At 62.4% G+C, this 22917-nt stretch carries 24 protein-coding genes; 7 read left to right on the forward strand and 17 right to left on the reverse strand.

The annotated features are described in order from the left end of the window. Positions 1-57: 57 nt before the first annotated feature. The gene (locus GSQ88_RS01535) at positions 58-1080 is read right to left on the reverse strand and encodes a TRAP transporter substrate-binding protein (protein WP_159005513.1); all 1023 of its coding nucleotides are present in this window, start codon (positions 1078-1080) and stop codon (positions 58-60) included. A gap of 338 nt (positions 1081-1418) precedes the next feature. On the opposite strand from GSQ88_RS01535, the gene pobA reads away from it, so the two are divergent. Both pobA and GSQ88_RS01545 read left to right on the forward strand, forming a co-directional pair. Then, positions 1419-2588: a 4-hydroxybenzoate 3-monooxygenase gene (gene pobA, locus GSQ88_RS01540; RefSeq protein ID WP_159005515.1), complete on the forward strand. Its 1170-nt coding sequence runs from the start codon at positions 1419-1421 to the stop codon at positions 2586-2588. A 265-nt stretch (positions 2589-2853) separates the two neighbouring features. Next, positions 2854-3285: a PaaI family thioesterase gene (locus GSQ88_RS01545; protein WP_159005517.1), complete on the forward strand. Its 432-nt coding sequence runs from the start codon at positions 2854-2856 to the stop codon at positions 3283-3285. Here the strand turns inward: GSQ88_RS01545 and GSQ88_RS01550 are convergent. Then, the gene (locus GSQ88_RS01550) at positions 3282-4175 is read right to left on the reverse strand and encodes a LysR family transcriptional regulator (RefSeq protein WP_159005518.1); all 894 of its coding nucleotides are present in this window, start codon (positions 4173-4175) and stop codon (positions 3282-3284) included. The two genes, GSQ88_RS01545 and GSQ88_RS01550, sit on opposite strands and share 4 nt — an antisense overlap. Positions 4176-4296: 121 nt before the next feature. Between GSQ88_RS01550 and GSQ88_RS01555 the strand changes: the two genes are divergently transcribed. Next, entirely contained in the window at positions 4297-4923 is a 627-nt protein-coding gene (locus tag GSQ88_RS01555; protein ID WP_159005520.1) for a pyridoxamine 5'-phosphate oxidase family protein, read from the forward strand. Positions 4924-4981: 58 nt separating this feature from the next. Here the strand turns inward: GSQ88_RS01555 and GSQ88_RS01560 are convergent, their stop codons facing one another. Beyond that, a complete protein-coding gene (locus GSQ88_RS01560; protein ID WP_159005522.1) occupies positions 4982-5710 on the reverse strand; it encodes a glutathione S-transferase family protein in 729 nt (242 codons plus the stop codon). A 45-nt stretch (positions 5711-5755) separates the two neighbouring features. Further along, positions 5756-6043, reverse strand: coding sequence for a hypothetical protein (locus tag GSQ88_RS01565; protein ID WP_159005524.1), 288 nt, complete (start codon positions 6041-6043; stop codon positions 5756-5758). Positions 6044-6156: 113 nt separating this feature from the next. Here GSQ88_RS01565 and GSQ88_RS01570 point away from each other — a divergent pair, with 113 nt between their 5' ends. Together GSQ88_RS01570 and GSQ88_RS01575 are read left to right on the forward strand one after the other, a co-directional pair. After that, positions 6157-6855, forward strand: a complete 699-nt coding sequence (locus GSQ88_RS01570) for a helix-turn-helix transcriptional regulator (RefSeq protein WP_159005526.1) — start codon at positions 6157-6159, stop codon at positions 6853-6855. A 33-nt stretch (positions 6856-6888) separates the two neighbouring features. Further along, on the forward strand, positions 6889-7224 hold the full coding sequence (locus tag GSQ88_RS01575; RefSeq protein WP_349628196.1) for a YkgJ family cysteine cluster protein: 336 nt from the start codon (positions 6889-6891) through the stop codon (positions 7222-7224). 118 nt (positions 7225-7342) lie between these two features. Here the strand turns inward: GSQ88_RS01575 and GSQ88_RS01580 are convergent, their stop codons facing one another. The 5 genes from GSQ88_RS01580 to GSQ88_RS01600 all read right to left on the reverse strand — a co-directional run bounded on the left by GSQ88_RS01580 (position 7343) and on the right by GSQ88_RS01600 (position 11184). Next, positions 7343-7744, reverse strand: coding sequence for a hypothetical protein (locus GSQ88_RS01580; RefSeq protein ID WP_159005528.1), 402 nt, complete (start codon positions 7742-7744; stop codon positions 7343-7345). Positions 7745-7884: 140 nt separating this feature from the next. Next, complete coding sequence (locus tag GSQ88_RS01585; protein ID WP_159005530.1) at positions 7885-8766, reverse strand: haloalkane dehalogenase; 882 nt, start codon at positions 8764-8766, stop codon at positions 7885-7887. 92 nt (positions 8767-8858) lie between these two features. Then, positions 8859-9209, reverse strand: coding sequence for a DUF3307 domain-containing protein (locus tag GSQ88_RS01590; protein WP_159005532.1), 351 nt, complete (start codon positions 9207-9209; stop codon positions 8859-8861). A 423-nt stretch (positions 9210-9632) separates the two neighbouring features. Next, positions 9633-10499 (reverse strand): DUF6537 domain-containing protein, encoded by an 867-nt coding sequence (locus tag GSQ88_RS01595; protein ID WP_159005534.1) that lies wholly within the window; start codon positions 10497-10499, stop codon positions 9633-9635. Positions 10500-10515: 16 nt separating this feature from the next. Continuing rightward, positions 10516-11184, reverse strand: a complete 669-nt coding sequence (locus tag GSQ88_RS01600; RefSeq protein WP_159005535.1) for a Crp/Fnr family transcriptional regulator — start codon at positions 11182-11184, stop codon at positions 10516-10518. Positions 11185-11533: 349 nt separating this feature from the next. Between GSQ88_RS01600 and GSQ88_RS01605 the strand changes: the two genes are divergently transcribed. Then, on the forward strand, positions 11534-12646 hold the full coding sequence (locus GSQ88_RS01605; RefSeq protein WP_159005537.1) for a cyclic nucleotide-gated ion channel: 1113 nt from the start codon (positions 11534-11536) through the stop codon (positions 12644-12646). An 11-nt stretch (positions 12647-12657) separates the two neighbouring features. After that, positions 12658-13446: an enoyl-CoA hydratase/isomerase family protein gene (locus GSQ88_RS01610; protein ID WP_159005539.1), complete on the forward strand. Its 789-nt coding sequence runs from the start codon at positions 12658-12660 to the stop codon at positions 13444-13446. Positions 13447-13600: 154 nt separating this feature from the next. Here the strand turns inward: GSQ88_RS01610 and GSQ88_RS01615 are convergent, their stop codons facing one another. From GSQ88_RS01615 to GSQ88_RS01650, 8 genes are all read right to left on the reverse strand, one after another. Next, positions 13601-14323 carry a nitroreductase gene (locus GSQ88_RS01615; RefSeq protein WP_159005541.1) on the reverse strand — a complete coding sequence of 241 codons (723 nt, stop codon included), beginning with the start codon at positions 14321-14323 and terminating at the stop codon, positions 13601-13603. Positions 14324-14325: 2 nt separating this feature from the next. Next, the gene (locus GSQ88_RS01620; protein ID WP_159005543.1) at positions 14326-15570 is read right to left on the reverse strand and encodes an acyl-CoA dehydrogenase; all 1245 of its coding nucleotides are present in this window, start codon (positions 15568-15570) and stop codon (positions 14326-14328) included. Between the two features lie 127 nt (positions 15571-15697). Further along, entirely contained in the window at positions 15698-16945 is a 1248-nt protein-coding gene (locus tag GSQ88_RS01625) for an acyl-CoA dehydrogenase (RefSeq protein WP_159005544.1), read from the reverse strand. 115 nt (positions 16946-17060) lie between these two features. After that, a complete protein-coding gene (locus GSQ88_RS01630; RefSeq protein ID WP_159005546.1) occupies positions 17061-18188 on the reverse strand; it encodes an acyl-CoA dehydrogenase family protein in 1128 nt (375 codons plus the stop codon). A 170-nt stretch (positions 18189-18358) separates the two neighbouring features. Further along, complete coding sequence (locus GSQ88_RS01635; protein WP_159005547.1) at positions 18359-20233, reverse strand: AMP-binding protein; 1875 nt, start codon at positions 20231-20233, stop codon at positions 18359-18361. Positions 20234-20295: 62 nt separating this feature from the next. Then, positions 20296-21102 carry an enoyl-CoA hydratase/isomerase family protein gene (locus GSQ88_RS01640; protein WP_159005549.1) on the reverse strand — a complete coding sequence of 269 codons (807 nt, stop codon included), beginning with the start codon at positions 21100-21102 and terminating at the stop codon, positions 20296-20298. A 197-nt stretch (positions 21103-21299) separates the two neighbouring features. After that, positions 21300-22058, reverse strand: a complete 759-nt coding sequence (locus GSQ88_RS01645) for an SDR family NAD(P)-dependent oxidoreductase (RefSeq protein WP_159005551.1) — start codon at positions 22056-22058, stop codon at positions 21300-21302. A gap of 113 nt (positions 22059-22171) precedes the next feature. Beyond that, complete coding sequence (locus GSQ88_RS01650; RefSeq protein ID WP_159005552.1) at positions 22172-22852, reverse strand: TetR family transcriptional regulator; 681 nt, start codon at positions 22850-22852, stop codon at positions 22172-22174. Positions 22853-22917: the final 65 nt, after the last annotated feature.

The following is a 22917-nucleotide window of genomic DNA, read 5'->3' on the forward strand; positions in this document are numbered from 1 at the left end:
CTGCAGGGGCTATGGATTCCGGGCTCGCGCTTCGCGCGCCCGGGAATGACGAAGAGTTCAAAGCCCCGCGCCGTATTTCTTCAGCGTCGCCTGCAAATCGGCGTCGATCGCGGCGGCGTCGCCGCCGGCCTTGGTCACCGCCGCGGCCCAACTGTCGTGCAGCGGCTTGACGGCGTTCTTCCATAGCGCGAGTTGATCCGCGGTCAGCGGGTAGACCTCATGGTCGGGCAGCGCCTTCATCTTGACGCGGCCATTGGCTTCGAAGTCGGTCCAGGGATCGGTGACCTTGGAAGCCCATTCCGGCGTGCAGTGATCGTCGATCACCTTCTTCTGCGCGTCCGACATCGAATTGTATTTGTCGAGGTTCATGTTGTAGGTGAACACGGTCGTGTAGAGCGGCACGTCGATGTGATACTTCACGACCTTGTCGATGCCGAACAGGAAGATCGACCCCCACGGGAAGGTGATCTCGTCGGCGGTGCCGCGCTCGAGCGCGTCACGCGATTCCGGCGCCGAGGCCTGAATGTTGACGCCGCCGAACATCTTGACCATTTCGCCGATGGTGCTTTGCGCGGGGCGCACTTTCACGCCCTTGAGATCGTCGGGAACGAGGATCTTCTTCTTGCCGTGCAGGGAGCCTGGATCGTGAATGAAGGCGAAGCAGAGCTTGGTGTCCTTCATCTCGGTGGGGGCGTATTTGTGGTACCACTCGTTGAGCGCCAGCGTGCCCTTCTTGCCGTCGGAGAACACGAACGGCAACTGGCCCGCGGCCGCGATCGGGAAGCGGCCGGGCTGGTAGCCAGGATTGACGTAGGTGACGTCGGCAATGCCGTCGCGCGCCATGTCATAATGGTCGAACGCCTTGCCGAGTTGCTCGGAGGGGAACACCGTGACCTTGATGCTGCCGCCCGAGGCCTTCTCGATGTCGGCGGCCCAAGCCTGGGTCGCCGGCACCAGCGGATGCGCCGGTGGCACCCACAGCGACACTTTCAGATTGACGACCTTGTCCTGCGCCCAGGCTGGTGTCATGGCCGGCGTCACACTGGCGGCCAGCAGCAACGCCAAAAATGCTCGTCTCATCGGTAACGTCTCCCCTCGGCTTGGATGCGGGCTTCAGCGCCTCGTTTTGTTAGTTAACATGTTATCTAGTTTGCCGGCCTTTTCAAGACGGGACTTTTCAAGGCGGTCGTGTTGCCGGATGCCTGCCGCTGGACGTCGCTATTCTTGTACCTTGGTCGCATCGCCATCTTGCGGTGCGGCGAGGCGCCGGAAACATTGCGTTGCACCGACCCGCTTTTCCAAGACTGTTATTTTCCAGGACTGTTATTTTCCAAGACTGTTATATGATATAACTACCATTGCAAGCCCGCGGATCGCGGGCGAAAATCTCGAACCACGGCACCGAAAGGAAATCGGCATTGCGGACACAAGTAGCCATCATCGGCGCGGGACCGGCGGGATTGCTGCTCGGGCAATTGCTTCACACTTACGGAATCGACAACATCATCCTGGAGCGGCAGACGCCGGACTACGTGCTCGGCCGCATTCGCGCCGGACTGCTTGAAGAAGGCACGGTCACCCTGCTCGATGCGGCCGGCGCCGGCCAGCGCGCGCATCGCGAAGGCCTGGTCCATCATGGCGTCGAGCTCGCCTTCGGCGGCGCGCGCCATCGCATCGACATCCACGCCACCACCGGCAAGTCCATGATGATCTACGGCCAGACCGAGGTGACGCTGGATTTGATGAACGCGCGCAAGGCCGCCGGCCTCACCACGATCTACCAGGCCACCGACGTCAAGCCGCATGATTTCGACACCGATCATCCCCGCGTCACCTATGTCAAGGACAGTATCACCTACGAGATCGATTGCGACTTCGTCGCCGGCTGTGACGGCTTCCACGGCATCAGCCGCGCCAGCGTGAAGCCGTCAGCGATCCAGACCTATGAGCGGATTTATCCATTCGGCTGGCTCGGCATCCTGTCGGAGACCCCGCCGGTCAGCCACGAACTGATCTACAGCAACCATGCGCGCGGATTTGCGCTGTGCACCATGCGCTCGACCCATCGCAGCCGCTATTACGTGCAGTGCCCGCTCGACGATCACATCGACCAATGGCCGGACGAGCGGTTCTGGGATGAGCTGAAGCGACGGCTGGACCAGAAGGCGGTCGATGAACTCGTCACCGGGCCGTCGATCGAGAAGAGCATTGCGCCGTTACGCAGTTTCGTCGCCGAACCGATGCGGTTCGGGCGGATGTTCCTGGCCGGCGACGCTGCCCATATCGTGCCGCCGACCGGCGCCAAGGGGCTCAACCTCGCCGCCAGCGACGTGCATTATCTGTCGCGCGCATTGCGCGAATATTACGACGAGAAATCGTCCGCCGGCATCGACGCCTATTCCGCAACCGCGCTGGCGCGGGTCTGGAAAGCGGTGCGCTTCTCCTGGTGGATGACCTCGATGCTGCACAAATTCCCCGATCAGGGCGAGTTCGGTGCGCGGATCCAGATCGCCGAACTGGATTATCTCGTCAGCTCGCAAGCGGCGACGACCTCGCTGTCGGAGAATTATGTCGGGCTGCCGTTATAGGATGGGGCATCGTCGAACGGACTAGACCGTCATTGCGAGGAGCCAACGGGTCGCGCGAACGCGCGCCCGATGACAGGCTCCGCGACGAAGCAATCCAGTCTTGCTTGGGGCTCTGGATTGCTTCGCTCCGCTCGCAATGACGACACAAACGCTCCCATTTTCAAACAACCCGCGAAATTCCGTTTAAAACTTTGTAGGCGGTGCAATCCGCATCGGCTTCGCGTTCAATGGCGGAAATCCATTCGCCAACATGCGAGCACAACGTATGACAACTCTCGCCATTCCCGAAGGTTTCGAACGCCAGTCCCGGCACAGTCCGCTCACCGATCCGTGGGAGCCGATCTACACCAGGCAAACGCCCGACGCGATTATCCTGGGCGTCAGGCTGGCCACGCCGCATACCAACGCGCGCGGCTTCGTTCATGGCGGGCTGATTGCAGCGATGACCGACAAGGCCATGGGGCATAGCTGCGCCCACAAGATGCGCGGCGTGCATTCGCTGGTGACGGTCAGCATGTCGATCGATTTCATCAGCAGCGCCCAGATCGGACAGTGGTTTACGGTCGAGACCGACGTGATCAAGACCGGCAGCACCATCTGCTTCGCACAGTGCCTGGTCAAAGCCGATGATGTCGTGATCGCGCGAGCTAACGGCACGTTTCGCGTCGTGCCGAAGAAGGAACCGACGTCTGCCTAGCCAAAGTGCCAGGCGTCGGTCTCGATGACGAGATCGATAAAGGCGCGGACCTTGGCCGACAGCAGCCGCGAGGTCGGATAGACCGCGTGGATCGGCAAGGCCGGCTGTTCGAATTTTTTCAGCACGATCCTCAAGCGCCCGGCCTTGATCGCCTCCGCGGCCTGATAGGCCAGCACCCGCGTCAGGCCGCCGCCCTGCCCGGCATACTGGATCGCGGCGTCGGCGCTGTTGGTGGTGAAACGCGGCGTGCACACCACGCGGACTTCGCGGCCGTCCTCGACAAAACGCCACTCCGGCGCGGCGGTCGCGGCGCCGAATTGAATCGTGTCATGCGTTGCGATCGCCTCGGGGGTATCCGGCTCGCCGCGTTGCGCGAGGTAGCCATCGGAGGCGACCACCATCCGCCGCATCTCGCCGACATGGCGCGCCACCAGCGTGGAGTCGGGAAGATGACCGATCCTGACCGCGAGATCGACGCCATCCTCGACCAGATTGACCATGCGATCCGTCAGCCGCAGTTCGGCCGTGACCTCGGGATAGCGCGCCAGATAATCCGACATCAGTGGGCTGACATGGAGCCGGCCGAATCCGATCGGCGCCGAGACCACCAGCCGTCCGCTCGGCCGCGTGCGCTCGCCCTCGGCGGAGCTCTCGGCTTCCTCGACATCGGCCAGGATGCGCCTGACCCGTTCCAGATAACGGGTGCCGACATCGGTCAGCGCGACCTTGCGGGTGGTTCGCTGCAACAATCGCGCGCCGAGGCGGTCTTCCAGCGCCGCGATCAGCCGGGTCACGCCGGAAGGCGATAGGCCGAGCTTGCGGGCGGCCGGGGCAAAGCCCTGGAGGTCGGCGACCGCGACAAAGGCTTGCATGGCGTCGAGGCGATCCATAGGACTATTTCATATATTGCAATAATGAAGTGTCAATCTCGATAATTGTAGAAATTATTAAAAGGTCCATTTTAATTGGTGAAGAGGACCTTTGTCCCCTGAAGCTTCGGAGGAAGCTCTCATGTCCGACACCCATACCTATTCGAGCGATGTCGCGTTCACCCCGGCGGTGAAGGCGATCCAGACCCGCAAAGGGTCGCGCGAGGCCTACGCCGAGGCAGAACAGAGCGGCTGGCGCACCGAGGTCGATGAGCGGCTCGCGGCGTCGCTTGCCGAGACCAACAGTTTCTATTTTGCGACCGCGACCGCCGACGGCCAGCCCTACATCCAGCACCGCGGCGGACCCAAGGGTTTTGTCAAAATCCTGGACAAGAACACGCTGGCGTTCGCCGATTACGCCGGCAACCGGCAATACGTCACGCAGGGCAATTTGTCGGAAAATCCCAAGGCCTACATGTTCCTGATGGACTATGCCCATCGCCGCCGGATCAAGATCTGGGGCGAAGCCCGCGTGGTCGATGACGATCCGGCGTTGACGAGGTCACTGATGCCGCAGGGCTACCGGGCCCGGCCCGAGCAGGTGATCCTGTTCAAGATCGCAGCATGGGACACCAACTGCCCGCAACACATCCCGCAAAAATTCGACGCCGCCGATGTGGCGCAAGCGCTGGCAGTGCGTGACGGGCGCATCGCGGAACTGGAGGCGGAGCTTGCCGCATTGAAGGGCGAGCCCGTGGCGGCGCATTAGCGCGTCAGAACAAAAATCGAGGCGCCGGTTCTGACTTTCAGAACCGGCACTTTATCATTCAAGCCGCCTGCCGCAGCGACGTCCAGGCGAAGCCCGGATAATATTGCTGCATCATGCGGCCGACATAAGCGGTCAGGTTCTCGAACTGCTCGGTCTGGTCACGCAATCTCGACTCGAAGAACGGCGTCAGGATCCCGGCAATCGCTCCGAACGCCGTAGCGTCGGTGCCGCAGGGTCGGTCGCCCATCAGAAACGGCTTGTCGCCGAGCTGGACCGACAGCGCGAACAGCGAACGCAGCGCGAGATCGACGTCGTCGTCCGGGCCGTGGCGGCCGAGGCCGCTCAGCAGGTAGTTCTCGGCGACACGGAATTGCGCGTCTTCGCGCAATTTGTCCCTGACATGCTCCGGCGCGCCGTCGAAGAAATGCGTCGGCCCCTTGGCGAAATTCTCCGGATCGACCCAGCGCGCCCCGACCAGCGCCCAATAGACGTGGTGCTCGATCATGCGCTCGAACGCCCACGCCTGTGCGCGCTGCTGCCGATCGAGGCCCGCGTCGAAATCGAAACCATATTTGCTTTCGATATGGGCGCGAATGAAGGTGGAATCGGCGATGCTGCGGGCGTCATCGTCGATATAGGGCAATTGCCCCTTGGGCGAAGCCGGCGGCATCGCCCGCTCCTTGCGATAGGCAAGGCCGGCCATCTTCAACTGCACCTCGGTCTTGGTCACAAACGGACTGATTTCCGGCAGTCCGAAACCTGCGCCAAAACCATAGAGCGTAATCATGTGGGTTCTCCAGATTGCTTGCGATCGCTCGAAACACGCCCGAACCTAGCGGCCCCCTGCTGCCACCATGCTGTCAGCAGCATGCCTCCCGGCGGCAAAACGGGCCCCCTGCCAGGCCCGGCGCAGCACGCGGCCAGCCCACAAGCTCAACTGCCGCTCGGCGAAAGCCCAGGCAGCGCCGAGCAGGCGCAGGACCATGGCGATGATGGCCCAACGCAGATCACCGGAGTTGAATGCCGTCACACGCCCCAATACAAAGGCAACTACCTGGACTTGGGCGCGGCAAAACGGGCCAAGACTCTCCCGGGCGCCAAATGCTTGCAGACTAGCCATGGACAAATTCCTTCTCGGTTCGTGTTGTCCAAGGGTATAGCCGCCACCTGCTGCCAACATACTGTCAGCATCGAAACGGCGGCCCGCGAATTAAAGAAGAAAAGAGATCCGCCATGAGACGCGCCGACCGGCTGTTTCAGATCATCCAGGTGCTCCGGCGCACCGGCAAACCGCTGACGGCGGACGCCATCGCCGAGGAACTGGAGACCTCGAAGCGAACGATCTACCGCGACATCGCGACCCTGATCGGCCAGCGCGTGCCGATCCGCGGCGAGGCCGGCATGGGCTACATCCTGGAGAAGGGATTCGACCTGCCGCCATTGATGCTGACGCCCGACGAGATCGAGGCGGCGGTGCTTGGTGCGCAATGGGTGGCGGGCCACGCCGATCCGGTGTTGTCGCGCGCCGCACAGGATCTGATTGCGAAAATCGCCGACACCGTGCCCGAGCGTTTGCGACCCTTCGTGCTCGAGCCCGCCAGCCGGGCGCGGCCGCACTGGGGCCAGGAGCCCGACCGCATCGACATGGCGCGGACCCGCGCGCAAATTCACGAAGGTAAGAAAATCACCCTGCGCTACCGCGACGAACAGGGCCGCGACAGCGAGCGCACGATCTGGCCGATTGCGATCGGCTATCACGAGGCGGTGCGGATCCTGGCGGCGTGGTGTGAACTGCGGAAGGATTTCCGCAGCTTTCGAACCGATCGCGTGGTCGACGCGGAATATCACGATGATTGCTATCCGGAACGGCGCGCCGCGCTGCGGGCCAAATGGCGCCGCAGCCTGGTCTGGGAACACCCGGCAGATACTTAGGGCCCGCGGCGCCATATCGGGCCAAAGCCAGCCATGTTAGGTCAAGCCATGGAGAACAGCGATCCTGCGGTAGAAGTGGAAAGTCCCTGCCAGGCTTGCGGAGCCTGCTGTTCCTATTCGCCGAACTGGCCCCGCTTCACCACCGAGGACGATTCAGCGCTTGATCTGATCCCGGAAAAATTCGTCAACGCGCGGCTGTCGGGCATGCGCTGCGACGGCGACCGCTGTTCGGCGTTGTCAGGCAAGATCGGCGAGGCCACGGCTTGCGGGATTTATGCTGTTCGGCCCGAAGTCTGCCGGACCTGCATGCCCGGCGACCCCGAATGCGACATGGCGCGGCGGCGGCACGGCCTGCCCGTGCTGGGATGAGCTATTGATCTGTAGGGTGGGCAAAGGCGCCTCTCGCGCCGTGCCCACCAGATATGTCGCCGACGTTCAATGGTGGGCACGGCGCAAGCGCGCCTTTGCCCACCCTACGGCTGCGACATCAGGCCGTTACGGCCTCAGCGAGTTCGTCGTCCAGTTCGTCCTCGATCGGCGAGAACGTGCTGAGCGGCTTGGTCGACAGGGTGATCGGCTTGCGGTGGCCGTAGGACGCTGATGGTGCGGCGCGCGCCGCGGGCTCCCGGGACAGCGCATACAGGGCTGAGCCGACACGACCGCCCAACTGGAACAGCTCACGCTCGCTGCAGCTTGCGGCGATCGACACCGCCAGCGAATGCAGATGGCTTCTGCGATAACAAAACAGCGCCAGCATGGCCCGAACCTCGGAGGAGACGCTCTCCACCAGTTGGTTCAGGCCGTTGGGGTTGGCGCGATACATTTCACCGAGCAATTCATCCCGGACCGGGCAGAAATCGTTCTCGAAGGCTTCGCGGCTTGAAAACATGACAGTTCCCCCTGAAAGCGGAGGATGCCGTGCAATTATCTAACGAAGAGTTAACCAACGGGCCCGGTAGTCGTACGGGGTACCCGAGTAACGCTTGATCACGGCGCGCGAATCGGAACTGCGGAACCGCAGCCCCCCGCCTAGAGCCCGTTCGCCTTGATCCAATCCGCCACTGCCCGGCCGATCGCGGGTCCGGAATCCTCCTGGATGAAGTGCGAGCCCGGCACGGTCACCTCGGACTGGTTTTTCCAGCCCCGGCAGAACTCCCGGACCGCACCGATCAGGATCGCGCCGGGTTCGGCGTTGACGAACAGCTTCGGCAGGTCATTCTCGGCCATCCAGCTCGAATAGTCGGCGGCGATCTGCGCCACGTCGGCGGGTTCGCCCGCGATCGGAATCTGCCGCGGCCAGGTCAGCGTCGGCCAGCGGTGCTCGCGTTCGGAAAACGGCCGGCGATATTCCGCCATCTCGGCTTCGGTCAGCTTTCGCAACACCGAGCCCGGCAGCACCCGCTCGACGAACATGTTGCGGTCGAGGATCATCGCTTCGCCCTTGTCGGAGCGGAATCCCTGAAAGATCGGCGTCGCCGCCGCACTCCATTCTTCCCATCCGGCAACCGGACGCACGATCCCTTCCATATAGGCGATGCCGCGGACACGATCGCGGTGATGGTTGGCCCAGTCGAAGCCGAGCGCCGAACCCCAATCATGCACCACCAGCACGACGGATTGCGCCGGCCCCACCACCGCGTCGATGAAGGCGGCGAGATATTTGCGGTGGGTGGTGAAGCGATAGGTATCGTTGTCGGGATCGGGCAATTTGGCGGAATCACCCATTCCGATCAGGTCCGGCGCGATCAGCCGGCCGTGCCCCTCGAGTTCCGGAATGACGTTGCGCCAGAGATAGGACGAGGTCGGATTGCCGTGCAGCAGCAATATCGGCGCGCCCTCGCCGCGCTCGTGATAGGCCATGCGGGCATCGAGCACATCCACGGTCTTTTTCGAAAGCGGTTGTTCGGTCATTGGGTCGTCCTAACGATGGCCCGGGGGTTATCCCCCGTGTTCGACTAGACGTGGCTAGCCATCGCCCGAACCGCAAGTGAAGACCGGCGCGATCAGCCGTTCGCCGCCATGAAAATCGAGAGGCCAAAACCGGTGAGGTGATGCAACGCCTGGTCGACGCCGATCAGCGTCCAGAACCACGGATGCTCCAGGTGCACGTTGAAGGTGGAAGCACACAGCCCCTTGGCGCGATCGATGATGAGGTGAATGACGAAATCGATCACGGCGAGAAACCAGAATCGCGGCGCGATCATCAGGATCAGCGCCATTCCGACCACGAGATGGACCGAACAATGCGCCAGCAATGGCAGCGCCCATCCGATCTTCTGGTCCTTGCCGAGCGCCATCCAGGACGTCTGCAGGACGAAATCGGCGATGACGTGCTTGAAGGTGAGAACGAGCATCCATCCGATAAGCACGCCTACCGGAACTGACGACGACATGGAGGGAAACAACAAAGCTGACGCCCTTTGCTGGCACTGATTGGAAACGGCAACAACGGCAACAAGAACGGCAAGACGAGAACGATAGACCTAAAGGCGTCAGCGCTAGACCGGACAACTCAACCGGTGCGGATCATTTATGACATCTCCGGAGACCGATTGCACCTGTGCGGATTTGGAAAAAAAGCCAGTGTGGCCGAACGGCGATAGACGGTTGGCGGGTCCGACGCGCTCCCCCGGGGCAAGGGTACCAGCCAGTGCCTGCCCGGCAATCCTATTCCCCGCCACGCATCATCCAGAAACAGAAATTATCCTTCCTTTGTAAATATTTGCAATATCGTTTGTGACGGTTGCACAGCTGTCCCAGCGGCGCAGCGCGCAAGCCTATCTCACCACGGCACTGGAATTCGTATCCAGCGCCCGCGCCCGGATTTCGGCGATCTTGCGCTTGAGCGCGATCTGCCGGGCATCCGGCATCACGGCGGCGCGCGCCTCGGCGAGGGAGCCGGCAAGATCGAACAAGGGCAGCACACCGTCGAAGGTCGGTTTGACAAGGCCATCGATGATCGCATGCCAGTCGGCCAGACCATGGCGATAGAGGCTGCCATAACCCTCGATCATCGTCGCCGTCTGAATAATCGCAGATGTGGCCTGTGGCTGCCTGGTCAGGCTGCGGTCGATCATATGCAGCCAGCGTTCGACCCAGACCCGCTCCTTGGCATAGCGCACCGAGAACAGCCGCCATCGTTTCAGCGCCGCCTCGATTTTCAGGCGGCGAATCCCCCATCGGCTCGCCGCGCTGAAGCGGATCGAGACCGGCGCGTGCGTCCAGTCCACCCATTCGAGAACGTCGAGCACCGGTTCGGCGACTACCGCGGGCAGCGCGCCGACCAGTTCATCGATCCGGAATTTGCGGCGATCGCCGGTTGGCTCGCCATGCGTCTCGTTTTCGACGAGTTTCAACTGCGCAATCCGGATCGGATCCTGATAGCTCATGCGCCTCGCCATCAGCTGCGCGATGTCACCGAGCATCGCGGCATCGATACCGGTACGGCCGACAAACCGTCCCAGGCGGTGCACATAGAGCTCGGCGTAGCTGGTGCCCTGATAGTCGACCAGAAGGCGGATGCAGTTGTCGACCACGGGGGCCAGGCCGTCGGGCAAATCCTTGGGCGGCGGCGGAAGCGTATCGTCATCGTCGCCGATGAGGTCGGCGAGCAAATAGCGAAGCGAGGAAACAACGCTGGCCACGCCGGCGATCCCGGCTTTACGCGGGCTTCGGCGCGGCGGAGACCGCAGCTGCCTGCTGCGCCAGCCGCTGCTCCAGCGTTCCGAGATTCTGGAACAGCCGGGCGCTGGCGAGCTTGAGAAAGTAAAAGCCGAACGCCGGATTCTGCACGTAGAGTTCCTCGACCTTGCTGTAGCTGACGCTGAGAATGAGACCGGCCTCGATACATTCCAGCGACTGGGTTCGCACATTCGACGGCGACAGCATGCCGAGTTCACCGACGATGGCGCCCACCGGCAATTCGATGCCGGATTCGATCAGCTTGAAACGGCCGCTGACGATGTAGAGCATGTCCTCGGCCTTCTCATCCTTGTAGAATAATATCTCGCCCGCCATGCAAGGGCGCTCGGTCATGAACGGCTTCAGCCAGTCCATCGACAGGTCGCTGCTGACGGATCGCTTCACGTCACGCACCAGCTGCAACATCTGGTGCAGGCGGTAGGAATTCATCACCAGCAGGACGCAGTGCAACAGGCCGGTCGGGTAATTGTGGGTCGGGATCGAAGAGATAATCAGGACGATGTTGGTGAGGATGCCGAACACCCGCAACGGGATCATGGTCCGCATGGTGGTGGTCGCCACGACAAAGACCGACGCGAACAAGGCGCCTGCCGTACCGGCATGCTCAGCGAGATGTGAAGTATCCATCGGGGCCAGCCCATTTCAAGACAGCTTCGCAAGGGATCATGTTCCCCGGCACGACCCATGATCATAAGGGGCGCACCGGTTTTTGATAGAAGGGGAAAAGCGACGTTTTGTCGTGGTTTAGCCGGCCATGCCGGCCAAAATGCCGCTTTTGCGACCCTGTTTTCCGGATCGTTATATTTTGCGATTTATTCCAGGCCGCTGTTCCAGGATGCTTTATTCTGAAGTCCATTTATTCTGTAGTCCTTGCACCCGTCGTTGACGGCCCTCCCCCGCCCGGGCACCTTGTCGAGCTGTTCATGCCCGGCACGGCCGGATAAACCTTCATTTCACCGATAGACGCCGCCTTCCAATGTCAAAGCTGCTCGAATCTCCCCTTGTGGCGCATTATCTGGCCGCCACGGCCGGCCGCAACATGACCAAAGCGGCCTACGTCGCGGTGGCCGCCGGCGTGGTGCTGATGGTTCTTCTCACCATCGATCCCGCCTACATGGCGCTGCATCGCTGGGTTGATACCCTGCTGTTCGCCTGCCTGGTCTTCTTCATCTTCGAATGGGTGGTCCGGCTTCGCCAGGCGGTGATGACGCAGCGGATCGCGCCCTACATGCTGTCGATCCGTGGCGCGGTCGATGGCGCCGGCGCCGTCGCGGTGCCGCTGGCGATGATGTTTGGCGCCGAGCCCCGGACCGCGTGGCTGCTCGGCGTGTTCTGGCCGTTGAAGGTCATTCCGGGAATTCCGGGGCTGCGGCAATTGCGCCGGGTGCTGGTGCAGGAATCCGGACCGCTGATCAGCGTGCTGGTGATCTTCCTGATGGTGCTGTTTCTGGCCTCGGTGACGGTCTATTACTTCGAGCGCGACGTCCAGCCCAACACCTTCGGCAACATTCCCTCGGCTCTGTGGTGGGCGGTGGCGACCCTGACCACGACGGGATATGGCGACGTGGTGCCGGTCACGCCGCTCGGCCGGATCGCCGCGGCCTTCGTGATGATTTGCGGCCTCGGCGTGTTCGGTCTCTGGACCGGTATTCTCGCCACCGGCTTTGCCGCGGAGACCCGCCGCGACAATTTTCTCAAGACCTGGGATTCGGTCAGCAAGGTGCCGTTCTTCGCAGCCCTGGGTCCGGCGGCGATCGCCGATGTCACCCAGATGCTGCGCACCATGGACCTGCCGCCGCGCACCACCATCATCCGCAAGGGCCAGGCCGGCGACTGCATGTATTTCATCGCCGACGGCGAGGTCGAGGTCGACCTGCCGGACAAGAAGGTCGCGCTCGGCGACGGCGCGTTCTTTGGCGAGATGGCATTGCTGGGCAACAATCTGCGGTCGGCTAATATCACGACCACGCGGGTATCCAAGCTGCTGGTGCTTGACCTCGTCGACTTCCGGGTGCTGATGGCACGCCATCCCGACCTTGCTGAAACCATCGATGCCGAAGCCAAACGGCGCGAGCTTGAAAATCAATAATGGAGACAAAAATGTCCGACGCCGCCGAGACGGCCTCACCGCCGGTCCTCGAAATCAACGGCGCTCGCGCCACCATCCGCCTCAACCGTCCCCGGCATCTGAACCGGTTGCAGCCCGACGACCTCGACGCCTTGCTGCAACTGTTCGACCGCATCGAGGCCGATCCCGCCATCCGGGTGCTGGTGCTCACCGGCACCGGCCGCGTCTTCAGCGCGGGATACGACCTCAATTCGGTCGCCGAGCGCGCCACCAGCGCCGTTGAGCAGAACAGCGCCGGATCGGCGTTCGAGGTTGTCGTCAACCGGCTCGAGGATCTCGGCGTTCCCACGATCTGCCGGCTCAATGGCGGCGTCTATGGCGGCTCGACCGATCTGGCGCTGGCCTGCGATTTCCGCATCGGCCTCGACTCCGGCGAGATGTTCATGCCGGCGGCACGGCTGGGCCTGCATTATTACAAGAGCGGCATCATGCGCTACACCTCGCGGCTCGGCGTCGACAACGCCAAGAAGCTGTTTCTGACGGCACAAAAAATCGACGCGCCGGAAATGCTGCGGATCGGCTATCTCACCGCGATGGTGATGCACGAAGAAGCGCTGGATGAAGCCGTCGACAAGCTCGCGGCCACTCTCGCCGGCAACGCGCCGGTCGCGATGCGCGGCATGAAGCGCGCGATCAACGAATTCGCCCGCGGCCAACTCGACGCCGAAGCCGCCGACCGCCGCGCCCGCGACAGCATGCGCGGCACCGAAATCAAGGAAGGCATCAAGGCGTTCGCGGAGAAGCGACCGCCGCGGTTTTGATGTAGCGGAGGGCGAGTCGAGTCTCCATGGTTCGAGACGCCGCTTCGCGGCTCCTCACCATGAGGTCGTAAAATAACATGATGACCTCATCCTGAGGAGCGGCCTCTCGGCCGCGTCTCGAAGGATGGCAGCATCCGGGCGGAGCTAACTGCCCTCACTCCTCCACGAACGTCACGGTATCGGCGACGCTCGCCCGCGATGTCCGGTAGCTGTTGACCTTGTGGGCGTTGTCGGCAAAGCCGAACGAAATTCCACACACCACGCGGCGGTCGTCGCCGAGCTTGAAGTGCCGCCGGATCAGGCCGGATTGGCGCGCCAAGGCCGCCTGCGGGATGGTGCCGAGACCGAGCGCCTGGGCCGCCAGCATGAAATTCCCGACATACGCCCCGCAATCGATCGCGCCGTAGATCCCGAGCGGCTCATCGGTGTGGATAATCGCCACATGTGGCGCGCCGAAGAAATTGTAATTCTCCAGCGCCTGCTTGCCGTAAGCCGCCTTGTCGCCGCGCGCGATGCCGAGCGTATTATAGAGTTGGAAGCCGCTTTCGCGGCGGCGATCGAGATAGACCCCGAGATATTCGCGCGGCGGGGTAAAATCGGAGTCATCCCCAGCTCCCGAGGCGGCCTCGGCATAGATCAGCTTGCGGAAACGCTCCTTGGCCTCGCCGCTCGCGATCACGACCTGCCACGGCTGGCTGTTGCACCATGACGCGGTGCGCTGCGCCACTTTGAGGACATGCTCGATGGTCTCGCGCGGCACCTCGCGGGGCTGGAAGGCGCGAACGGAATAGCGTTCGCCCAACAACTCCTCGAGTACGCCGATGCGTTCCTCGATGCTGTGCCGGCCGCCCGGCGGCTTCGCGGTGATGTCCTGCATCGTCATCGTCCTTTGGTCGGGATCTTGTTGAACGGCACATTCTTGTCGACGCGGATATCGCCCGGCAGGCCCAGCACGCGCTCGGCGATGATATTGCGCAGGATTTCATCGGTGCCGCCGGCGATCCGCATCGACGGCGAACTCAGCAGCATCGCCTGGAACTGGCCTTGCGCTTCTTCTTCCGCGGCTCCCGTAAAGACGCCGGCAGCGCCCTCCAGATCCATCGCATGCGTCGCGATGTCCTGCAGCATCGATCCCGCGACCAGCTTGCCGATCGAGTTCTCCGGACCCGGACGATCGCCCTTGGACAACGCCGAGATCGCGCGGTAGCTGGTGTATTTCAGCCCACTCGCCTTCACCGCCCAGCTTGCAAGCTTCGAGCGCGTGGCGCGGTCGTCGATCGCGAGCCCATCCTCCAGCATGAGGTTGGAGCAAAACTCGAACATTTCCGGAAAACCGGTCGCGAGCCGCGAGCCGATCGACATCCGCTCGTTCATCAGCGTGGTCAGCGACACGTTCCAGCCGTCGCCGACCGCGCCGAGACGCTGGTGATCGGGAATCACGACATCGGTGAAATACACCTCATTGAATTCCTGCATACCGTTGGCCTGCTTGATCGGCCGCACTTCGACACCCGGGCTCTTCATGTCGAGGAAGAACATCGTCAGGCCCTTGTGCTTGGGCTCGTTGGGATCGGTGCGGGTGATCAACAGGCCGTAGTCAGAATAATGCGCCCCTGAAGTCCAGATCTTCTGGCCGTTGATGACCCAATCATCGCCCTTCTTTTCGGCGCGGGTGCGCAAGCCCGCAAGGTCCGATCCGCCGGCCGGCTCGGAGAACAACTGGCACCAGATCTGTTCGCCGGCCGCAAGCTTCGGCAGATAATGGCGTTTGTGCTGCTCGGAGCCATAGGCCATCACGGTCGGCCCGCACATGCCCTCGCCGATCTGGAACGGCTGGGTCAGCTTGCCGTAGACGCCTTCTTCCTGCTGCCAGATCACGCGCTCGATCGGGGTCGCACCCCGGCCGCCATATTCCTTGGGCCAATGCAGGCAAGCCCAGCCGGCAGCGGCCTTCTTCCGCTGCCAGGCCTTGCCGACCTCGACGATGTCGTGGTGCTGCAGCCGGATGCGGCCGAGCGAGGATTTTGAAAGCTCCGCCTCCAGCTCCTTTGGCGCGTTAGCCTCGACCCATTGGCGCGCGAGCTTGCGGAATTCGGCTTCCTGCGGGGTATCATCGAAATTCATGGCGGACCTCTTGTATCATTCGAGCATCAATGTTCGTCATTGCGAGGAGCGCTTGCGACGAAGCAATCCAGTCTTGCTTGTTGCTCTGGATTGCTTCGCTTCGCTCGCAATGACGGAGTGAATCTTCCTAGGCTCTTCCCCTGGTCGGGATCTTGTTGAACGGCACGTCCTTGTCGACCCGGATATCGCCGGGCAGGCCCAGCACCCGCTCGGCGATGATGTTGCGCATGATCTCGTCGGTGCCGCCCTCGACCCGGGTGCCGGGCGCGCGCAGCAGCATCGCCTGGAATTTTCCTGTGGCCTCGGCGTCCTCCGGCCCGCTCAGCACACCGGCCGCGCCCTGCAAATCGAGCGCGTACATCGCGACATCCTGGACCATCGATCCCGCGACCAGTTTGCCGATGGAATTCTCCGGTCCGGGACGCTCGCCTTTGGACAGCGCCGAGATCGCGCGCATGCTGGTATATTTCAATCCGCTCGCCTTCACCGCCCAATGCGCCAGCCTGGAGCGCACGCCGCGATCCTCGATCGCAAGGCCATCCTCGAGCATCAGCTGGCTGCAAAACTCGAACAACTCCGGAACACCGGTGGAGACGCCGGCGCCGATCGACATCCGCTCGTTCATCAGCGTGGTCAGCGACACGTTCCAGCCGTCATTGACCTCGCCGAGCCGCTGCGAATCCGGAATCTTCACATCAGTAAAGTAGACCTCGTTGAAGTCGGATTGTCCGCTGGCCTGCTTGATCGGCCGTACCTCGACGCCCGGGCTCTTCATGTCGAGAAAGAACATGGTGAGGCCCTTGTGCTTGGGCACATTGGGATCGGTTCGCGTCAACAGGATGCCGTGGTCGGAATAATGCGCGCCCGAGGTCCAGATCTTCTGGCCGTTGATGATCCAGTTCTCGCCGTGCTTCTCCGCGCGCGTGCGCAGGCCCGCGACGTCGGATCCGCCGGCGGGCTCGGAGAATAATTGGCACCAGACCTTTTCGCCCGAGGCCAGCGGCGGCAGATAATGGCGCTTCTGGTCTTCGCCGGCATAAGCCATCATGGTCGGGCCGCACATGCCGTGGCCGATGATGAACAGGCCGCTGAGCTTGCCGAAGGCGCCCTCTTCCTGCTGCCAGATCACCCGCTCGATCGGGGATGCGCCGCGTCCGCCATATTCTTTGGGCCAATGCAGGCAGGCCCAGCCGGCATCGGCCTTTTTCTTTTGCCAGGCTTTTGCCACCTCGAGGATGTTGGCGCCCTTGAGCCCGGAGCGGCCGAGCGAGGACTTTCGCAGCTCCTCCTCATATTGCTTCGGCGCGTTCGCCGCGATCCAGGCTTTTGCCTCGGTGCGGAATGCAGCCTCTTGCGCGGTGTCATCGAAGTTCATGGCGCTTCTCGTTGCCTCTGTAGGGTGGGTTAGCCGAAGGCGTAACCCACCATTTGATCGAGTACTGTTGCCGGGATGGTGGGTTACGCTTCGCTAACCCACCCTACGATGTCAGTTACGCCGCGTTCTTCTTGCGCATGCGGTCGATCAACTGATCTTCCCAATAGGACAGGCTGCCGAGCCCGAGCGCGGTCGCGTTGGCGCGGCGGTAATACATGTGGCAGTCGAACTCCCAGGTGAAACCCATGCCGCCATGGACCTGGATGTTGTTCTTGGCGCAATGCTGGAACGCCTGCGTGGCGCTGATGCGCGCGGCAGCCGCGGCTTCCGGCAGTTCCGAAGCATTGGTCGAGAGCGCCCAGGCGCCGTAATAGCAATTGGAACGCGCCAAGGTCGCCGAGACATACATATCGGCGAGCAGGTGCTTGACCGCCTGGAACGAGCCGATCGGGCGGCCGAACGCGATACGATCGAGCGCGTAGTCGCGGCCCATTTCCAGCGCGCGATCGGCGCCGCCGACCTGTTCGAACGCCATCAGCACCGCGGCGCGGTCAAGCACCTGGGTGAGGATGGCCCAATCCTGCTTGGCGGCGCCGAGCGGCTCGGCCTTGCAATTCTTGAACGTCAGTTCGGCCTGACCGCGCGACGGATCGAGATTGGTCAGCGTCTTTGCCTCGACGCCGCCGGCTTTCAGGTCGACCAGGAACAGCCCAATGTCGGTCTCGCGTTCGCCAGGTCCGGTGCGCGCCGCGACGATGGCGAAATCGGCGATGGCGCCGTCCGGCACCGGCTTCTTGACGCCGTTGAGGCTGCCGCCGACCGCCGAAAGTTTGACGCCCTGCGGCGACGGATTACCCTTGCCCTCAAACAGCGCCAACGTGCCGATCGCTTCGCCGGCGGCAATCGCAGGCAGCCATTTCTGCTTTTGCGCCTCGCTGCCCGCGAGCAGGATCGCTTCCGCCGCCAGATACACCGTCGACGAAAACGGCACCGGCGCCAGCGCCCGGCCCATCTCCTCTGATATCACGCAGAGTTCGAGATGGCCCGCACCCGCGCCACCATAGGCTTCCGGAATTGCGACGCCGAGGAAGCCCATTTCGGCGAGCCCCTTCCACAGCTCACGGTCATACGGCTCCTTGCCATCGAGCACGGTACGCACGGCCTTCGGCGGGCATTTTTCGGCAAGAAACTTGCGGGCTTGATCGCGCAGTTGCTTTTGATCGTCGGAAAAATCGAAATTCATGGCGTGTTACTCGGGTTGAGGAAGGTATATTCTTGCGTCGTCCCCGCGAAGGCGGGGACCCATAACCACTGGCATTTGTGTTTTATCCGGAGTTAGCTCCAACCTGACATCGATAGTCCTCGGCGTATGGGTCCCCGCCTTCGCGGGGACGACGTTGATGGGTTGATGACTCAGTTCAAAATAATCACATCTTCTCCCGGGTGGTCGGCGTAGAGCTGCTCGACCAAGGCGGCGCGGCGCTCGAGGCCGGCGCGCTGGTTGATATAGCCCTTGTCGGTGAGTTCATTGCCGTCGATCGAGGCCGGCTCGGTCATCAACATCGCGCGCGCAACACGCATGCTGCTGGCGCCTTCGGTCGATTTGTTGTGCGCCTGCAAGCCCTGCTTCAGGCACGCAAGCACGTCCGGATGCTTCACGACATCTTCGTAACTTGCCTCAGGATTGCCGACGATCTGCCGGCAGGCGTGCAGATTGGGCCATGCCAGAAGGCCGACATAAGGCCGGTCCTGTCCGGCCACCAGCGCGTCCTGCACCACCGGCGTTGCCGCGGCGATGGCGTCGGTGCGCAGCGAGCCGACATGAACGAAGGTGCCGGTGGTGAGCTTGAAATCCTCCACCACACGGCCGGCGAAGATGATGCCTTGCACCGGATCGTCAGGATCGACGAACATTCCGGCGTCGCCGATGCAGTAAAATCCCTCCTCGTCGAACGCCGCATGGGTGAGATCGGGCCGACCGAAATAGCCCGGCGTGACATTGACCCCACGCAGCCGCAATTCATATTTCGATCCGACCGGGACCATCTTCAATTCAACACCGGGAAACGGCAGCCCTATCAGACCGACGCGTTCGGTATCCCAATAGGTCCCGGTCGAGGTGGGCGCGGTTTCGGTCGAGCCCCAACCGGTATAGAACACGATGCGCTCGCCGGTGGCGCGCACCGCCAGCGTCTGCATCCGCTCATAGAGATCGTCGGGAAGCCGCGCGCCGCCATAGGCCATCAGGCTGAGATTTTTAAAGAAACTCCGGCACAGCGCGTCGTCCTTTTCCATCGCCGATGCCAGCGCGGCATACCCCGCGGGGACGTTGGCGTAATAGGTCGGCGATATCTCGCGCAGGTTCCGCAAGGTCTCCTCGATCATCCCCGGCAACGGGCGGCCATCGTCGATGTAAAGCGTGCCACCGTCGACCAGCACCGGATGGAACGCCGCATTGCCGCCCATGGTGTGATTCCAGGGCATCCAGTCGAGCACCGTCGGCGCTTGCCCGTTCGGATCGCGCGGCCGTACCTGCATCATCATCGCGGCATTGGCGCACATCATTTGTTGCGTGTTGATGACGGCCTTGGGCATTCCGGTCGAGCCCGAGGTGAACAGCAGTTTACCAACGGTATCCGGCGTGATCTGCGCGATCGAGGCTTCGACGTCGCCTGTGACGGGCGTCGCCGCAAGCTCGGCAAAGCCGATGCTCTTGATGCCCTCGCAGGGACGCGCGACATGAACGACGGTGACACCGGTGAGATCGAGCGCTTTCAGCGCCTTCTCGAAGGTCGGGCCGTCCTGCACCATCACCAGCGCCGGCTTGATCAGGTCGAACAGATATTTCAGTTTGACGTGATCCTGGCTCATCAGCGAATAGGCCGGCGATACCGGTGCTGCCGGCGCGCGCGCCTGCATCGAAGCCATCGTCAGCAAGGCATGCTCGATCGAATTGCCCGACAGGATCGCAACGGCGCGGCCGGGCCCGAGCTTCAGATTGAGCAGGCCTTGCGTCAGCGCGTCGACGGTGCGCTTGGCCTCGCCGTAAGAAAGCTCGCGCCATTGCCGCTGTTGGCCTGTGCGTTGCGCGAGCCAGATGCGGTCCGGCGCCTGGCTGGCCCATTTCGCCAGCGATGCCGGGATATGGGTCTCATAGGCTTGCAGCGGAATCCGCGACTTCAAGACGATGACACCGTCGGGGCGACGCTCGACCGCGATATCGCGTTCCAGCCATTCGATCTTGCGAAAGGCCGGTTTTGTCATCACCGCGGCCGCATTCCCACTCATATTGCGTCTCCCGGAATTCTTAGGTCCTTTGCGGATCCTTGGTCGTTGGTTCGATCTTATTCTTATCGCCTGATATAGACAGGCTTTCGTTTTTCGAGGAAGGCCCTGATGCCTTCGTTGAATTCTTCCGAGCGGCTGCACAGCACCTGATTGCGATCTTCCATCGCGATCACGGCCTCGATCGAGCCGGCATCGACGCTCATATTGAGGCATTCCTTCGACAGTCGGAGGCCGACGGGCGATGCCGTCATCATCGCATCGACGTATGGCTCGGCCGCGGCGTCGAGCCCGGCTTCTTCGACCACTTCAGAGACCAGCCCAACCGCGAGGGCGCGATCGGCATGGATAAAACGCCCGGTCAGGATCAGTTCGGAGGCAACCGACACGCCGACCAACCGCGGCAGGAAATAGCTGGTGCCGATATCGCAGCCGCCCAGGCCAAGTCTCAGGAACGCACAATTCATGCGCGCGGATTTGGTCGCGATCCGGATATCGGCGGCGAGTGCCAGCGCAAAACCGCCACCGGCCGCCGCACCCTGCACCAGCGCGATGATCGGCTGCGGACAACGCCGCATCAGCATCACGATGTCGGCGATCCGACGTTGCGAATCCAGCGACTCGGTGACGCCGGGCGGCTCCTGCTGACCGGCGCGGCGTTGCATCGCCTGTTTCAGATCGAGCCCCGCGCAAAAATTCGCGCCGGCGCCCTTCAGCACCACGACGCGGGTCGAACGGTTGCGCTGCAGACTTTCGAAGTAAGCGTTCAGCGCGTCGATCATCGCAGCATCGAGCGCGTTGAGGCTCTCCGGGCGATTCAGCGTCACCCGGTCGACGCCGTCGTCATGTTCGATCAGCAGCGGTTGAGTCACGCGATGCTCCCAGCCGATCCAGTTGGATCGCGGCGGTAGTTGCTGCGCCCTCTCCCCTTGTGGGAGAGGGTATCACTCGCATTCAATTCACATTGTGCTGGGTGAGGGGTACGGGCTTGAAGGACCCCTCACCCGGCTCGAATTCGCTGCGCTCATTCGAGCCACCCTCTCCCACAAGGGGAGAGGGGAAGAGAAAGCTACCTTGGCGCCATGCGGATGGCGCCGTCGAGGCGAATGGTTTCGCCGTTGATCATCGGGTTCTCGACGATGTGAACCGCGAGGCTGCCATATTCGGAGGCATCGCCTAGCCGCGCCGGATGCGGCACCTGCGCGCCGAGGCTTTTACGGGCTTCCTCGTTTAAACCCATCAGCAGCGGCGTCAGGAACAGGCCCGGCGCAATCGTGTTGACGCGGATCTTGAGGCTGGCGAAATCGCGCGCCGCCGGCAGCGTCATGCCGACCACGCCGCCCTTCGACGCCGAATAGGCGATCTGCCCGATCTGGCCTTCATAGGCCGCGACGCTCGCGGTATTGATGGCGACGCCGCGCTCTTCGCCGATCGGCGCTTCGGTCGCCAGACGTTCCGCGAACAGCCGCAGCACGTTGAAGGTGCCGATCAGGTTGACATTGATGATGCGGACGAACTTGGCCAGCGGATAGACGCCGTCCTTGCCGACGATGCGTTGCGAACCGCCGATGCCGGCGCAATTCATCAGCACGCGGGCGATGCCGTGCGCGCCTTCCGCCTTGGCGAGCGCCGCCTTGACCTGGTCCTCGTCGGTGACGTCGGCATGCAAGGCGATGCCCTTGACTTCGGCCGCGACCTTTTCGGCATTTTCCTTGCTCTGGTCGAGCACGCCGATTTTCGCGCCCTTGGCGGCCATGGCGCGCGCGGTGGCGGCGCCGAGGCCGGAACCACCGCCGGTAATGACAACGGCAACATCTTTCAACTGCATGGTAGGCTACCTCCTTGAGCGCTTCTTCCCTAGACTTGAACGTTTTTACTTAATGGCGAATAGCGAATGGCGAGTAGAGAATGGGGAAGAAGAGTTTGCGTTCTTTCCACTTGCTATTCGCCATTCGCCATTCGCTCCCTCAACATGCCGCCGCAGATCAGCGCTTCCATGTGGCGGATATATTGACGGCAGACTTCCTCGGTGACCGGACCGACGCCGCTGGCGCGTGACATCGCGTGACGGCCGAAGAACAGATGATCGCAGGCTCCGATCAGGCTGGTGTAGAACAGCACCGGATCGATCGTGCGGAACTCGCCGGCCTTGATGCCTTCGGCAAGCAGGCGGCGATGAAAGCCGAGCAACGGTGCTACAAAGAATTTCGAGACTTCGTCGGCGGCCTCGGCGCTCGTTTCATGCAGCAGATAATGGATCAACCGGTTCATATAGGGGAAGCGGTGATAGGCGCGGATGATGCCGGCGATATGCAGCTTGAGTTTGGCCGTCGGCGTAATCTGCTGGGCCAACAAATATTCGAGGTGGGAAACCTCGGTCGCGGCGTCGCGCGCCAATAGCGCCAGCAACAGGCCGTCCTTGTTGCCGAAATGATATTTCACCAGCGCGGCATTGACGCCGGACTTCTGCGCAATGTCGGAGAGCGAGATTTCGATCGAGGAACGCTCGATCATCAGCTCACTGGCGGCCACGAGCAGCTTTTCCGCCGTGGGGTTTTTACCGCCCGCAGCCCTTCCACCCTCAAGTCTTGCCGGTACGCTGGTATTCAACTGTGATCCCATCACTCGCTTTCGCCGCAGTCGGCGCGCAGATAAGCCGAAGCTTGGGTCGCACTCAAGAGTTAATT

The sequence above is a fragment of the Bradyrhizobium sp. S69 genome (assembly GCF_009766005.1).
Classification (GTDB): Bacteria; Pseudomonadota; Alphaproteobacteria; order Rhizobiales; family Xanthobacteraceae; genus Bradyrhizobium.

Coding starts and splice junctions, on each gene's coding strand:
- GSQ88_RS01535 (WP_159005513.1), bottom strand. CDS start 1,080: ATGAGACGAGCATTTTTGGCGTTGCTGCTGGCCGCCAGTGTGACGCCG.
- GSQ88_RS01545 (WP_159005517.1), top strand. CDS start 2,854: ATGACAACTCTCGCCATTCCCGAAGGTTTCGAACGCCAGTCCCGGCAC.
- GSQ88_RS01550 (WP_159005518.1), bottom strand. CDS start 4,175: ATGGATCGCCTCGACGCCATGCAAGCCTTTGTCGCGGTCGCCGACCTC.
- GSQ88_RS01555 (WP_159005520.1), top strand. CDS start 4,297: ATGTCCGACACCCATACCTATTCGAGCGATGTCGCGTTCACCCCGGCG.
- GSQ88_RS01560 (WP_159005522.1), bottom strand. CDS start 5,710: ATGATTACGCTCTATGGTTTTGGCGCAGGTTTCGGACTGCCGGAAATC.
- GSQ88_RS01565 (WP_159005524.1), bottom strand. CDS start 6,043: ATGGCTAGTCTGCAAGCATTTGGCGCCCGGGAGAGTCTTGGCCCGTTT.
- GSQ88_RS01570 (WP_159005526.1), top strand. CDS start 6,157: ATGAGACGCGCCGACCGGCTGTTTCAGATCATCCAGGTGCTCCGGCGC.
- GSQ88_RS01575 (WP_349628196.1), top strand. CDS start 6,889: ATGTTAGGTCAAGCCATGGAGAACAGCGATCCTGCGGTAGAAGTGGAA.
- GSQ88_RS01580 (WP_159005528.1), bottom strand. CDS start 7,744: ATGTTTTCAAGCCGCGAAGCCTTCGAGAACGATTTCTGCCCGGTCCGG.
- GSQ88_RS01585 (WP_159005530.1), bottom strand. CDS start 8,766: ATGACCGAACAACCGCTTTCGAAAAAGACCGTGGATGTGCTCGATGCC.
- GSQ88_RS01590 (WP_159005532.1), bottom strand. CDS start 9,209: ATGCTCGTTCTCACCTTCAAGCACGTCATCGCCGATTTCGTCCTGCAG.
- GSQ88_RS01600 (WP_159005535.1), bottom strand. CDS start 11,184: ATGGATACTTCACATCTCGCTGAGCATGCCGGTACGGCAGGCGCCTTG.
- GSQ88_RS01605 (WP_159005537.1), top strand. CDS start 11,534: ATGTCAAAGCTGCTCGAATCTCCCCTTGTGGCGCATTATCTGGCCGCC.
- GSQ88_RS01610 (WP_159005539.1), top strand. CDS start 12,658: ATGTCCGACGCCGCCGAGACGGCCTCACCGCCGGTCCTCGAAATCAAC.
- GSQ88_RS01615 (WP_159005541.1), bottom strand. CDS start 14,323: ATGCAGGACATCACCGCGAAGCCGCCGGGCGGCCGGCACAGCATCGAG.
- GSQ88_RS01620 (WP_159005543.1), bottom strand. CDS start 15,570: ATGAATTTCGATGATACCCCGCAGGAAGCCGAATTCCGCAAGCTCGCG.
- GSQ88_RS01625 (WP_159005544.1), bottom strand. CDS start 16,945: ATGAACTTCGATGACACCGCGCAAGAGGCTGCATTCCGCACCGAGGCA.
- GSQ88_RS01630 (WP_159005546.1), bottom strand. CDS start 18,188: ATGAATTTCGATTTTTCCGACGATCAAAAGCAACTGCGCGATCAAGCC.
- GSQ88_RS01635 (WP_159005547.1), bottom strand. CDS start 20,233: ATGAGTGGGAATGCGGCCGCGGTGATGACAAAACCGGCCTTTCGCAAG.
- GSQ88_RS01645 (WP_159005551.1), bottom strand. CDS start 22,058: ATGCAGTTGAAAGATGTTGCCGTTGTCATTACCGGCGGTGGTTCCGGC.
- GSQ88_RS01650 (WP_159005552.1), bottom strand. CDS start 22,852: ATGGGATCACAGTTGAATACCAGCGTACCGGCAAGACTTGAGGGTGGA.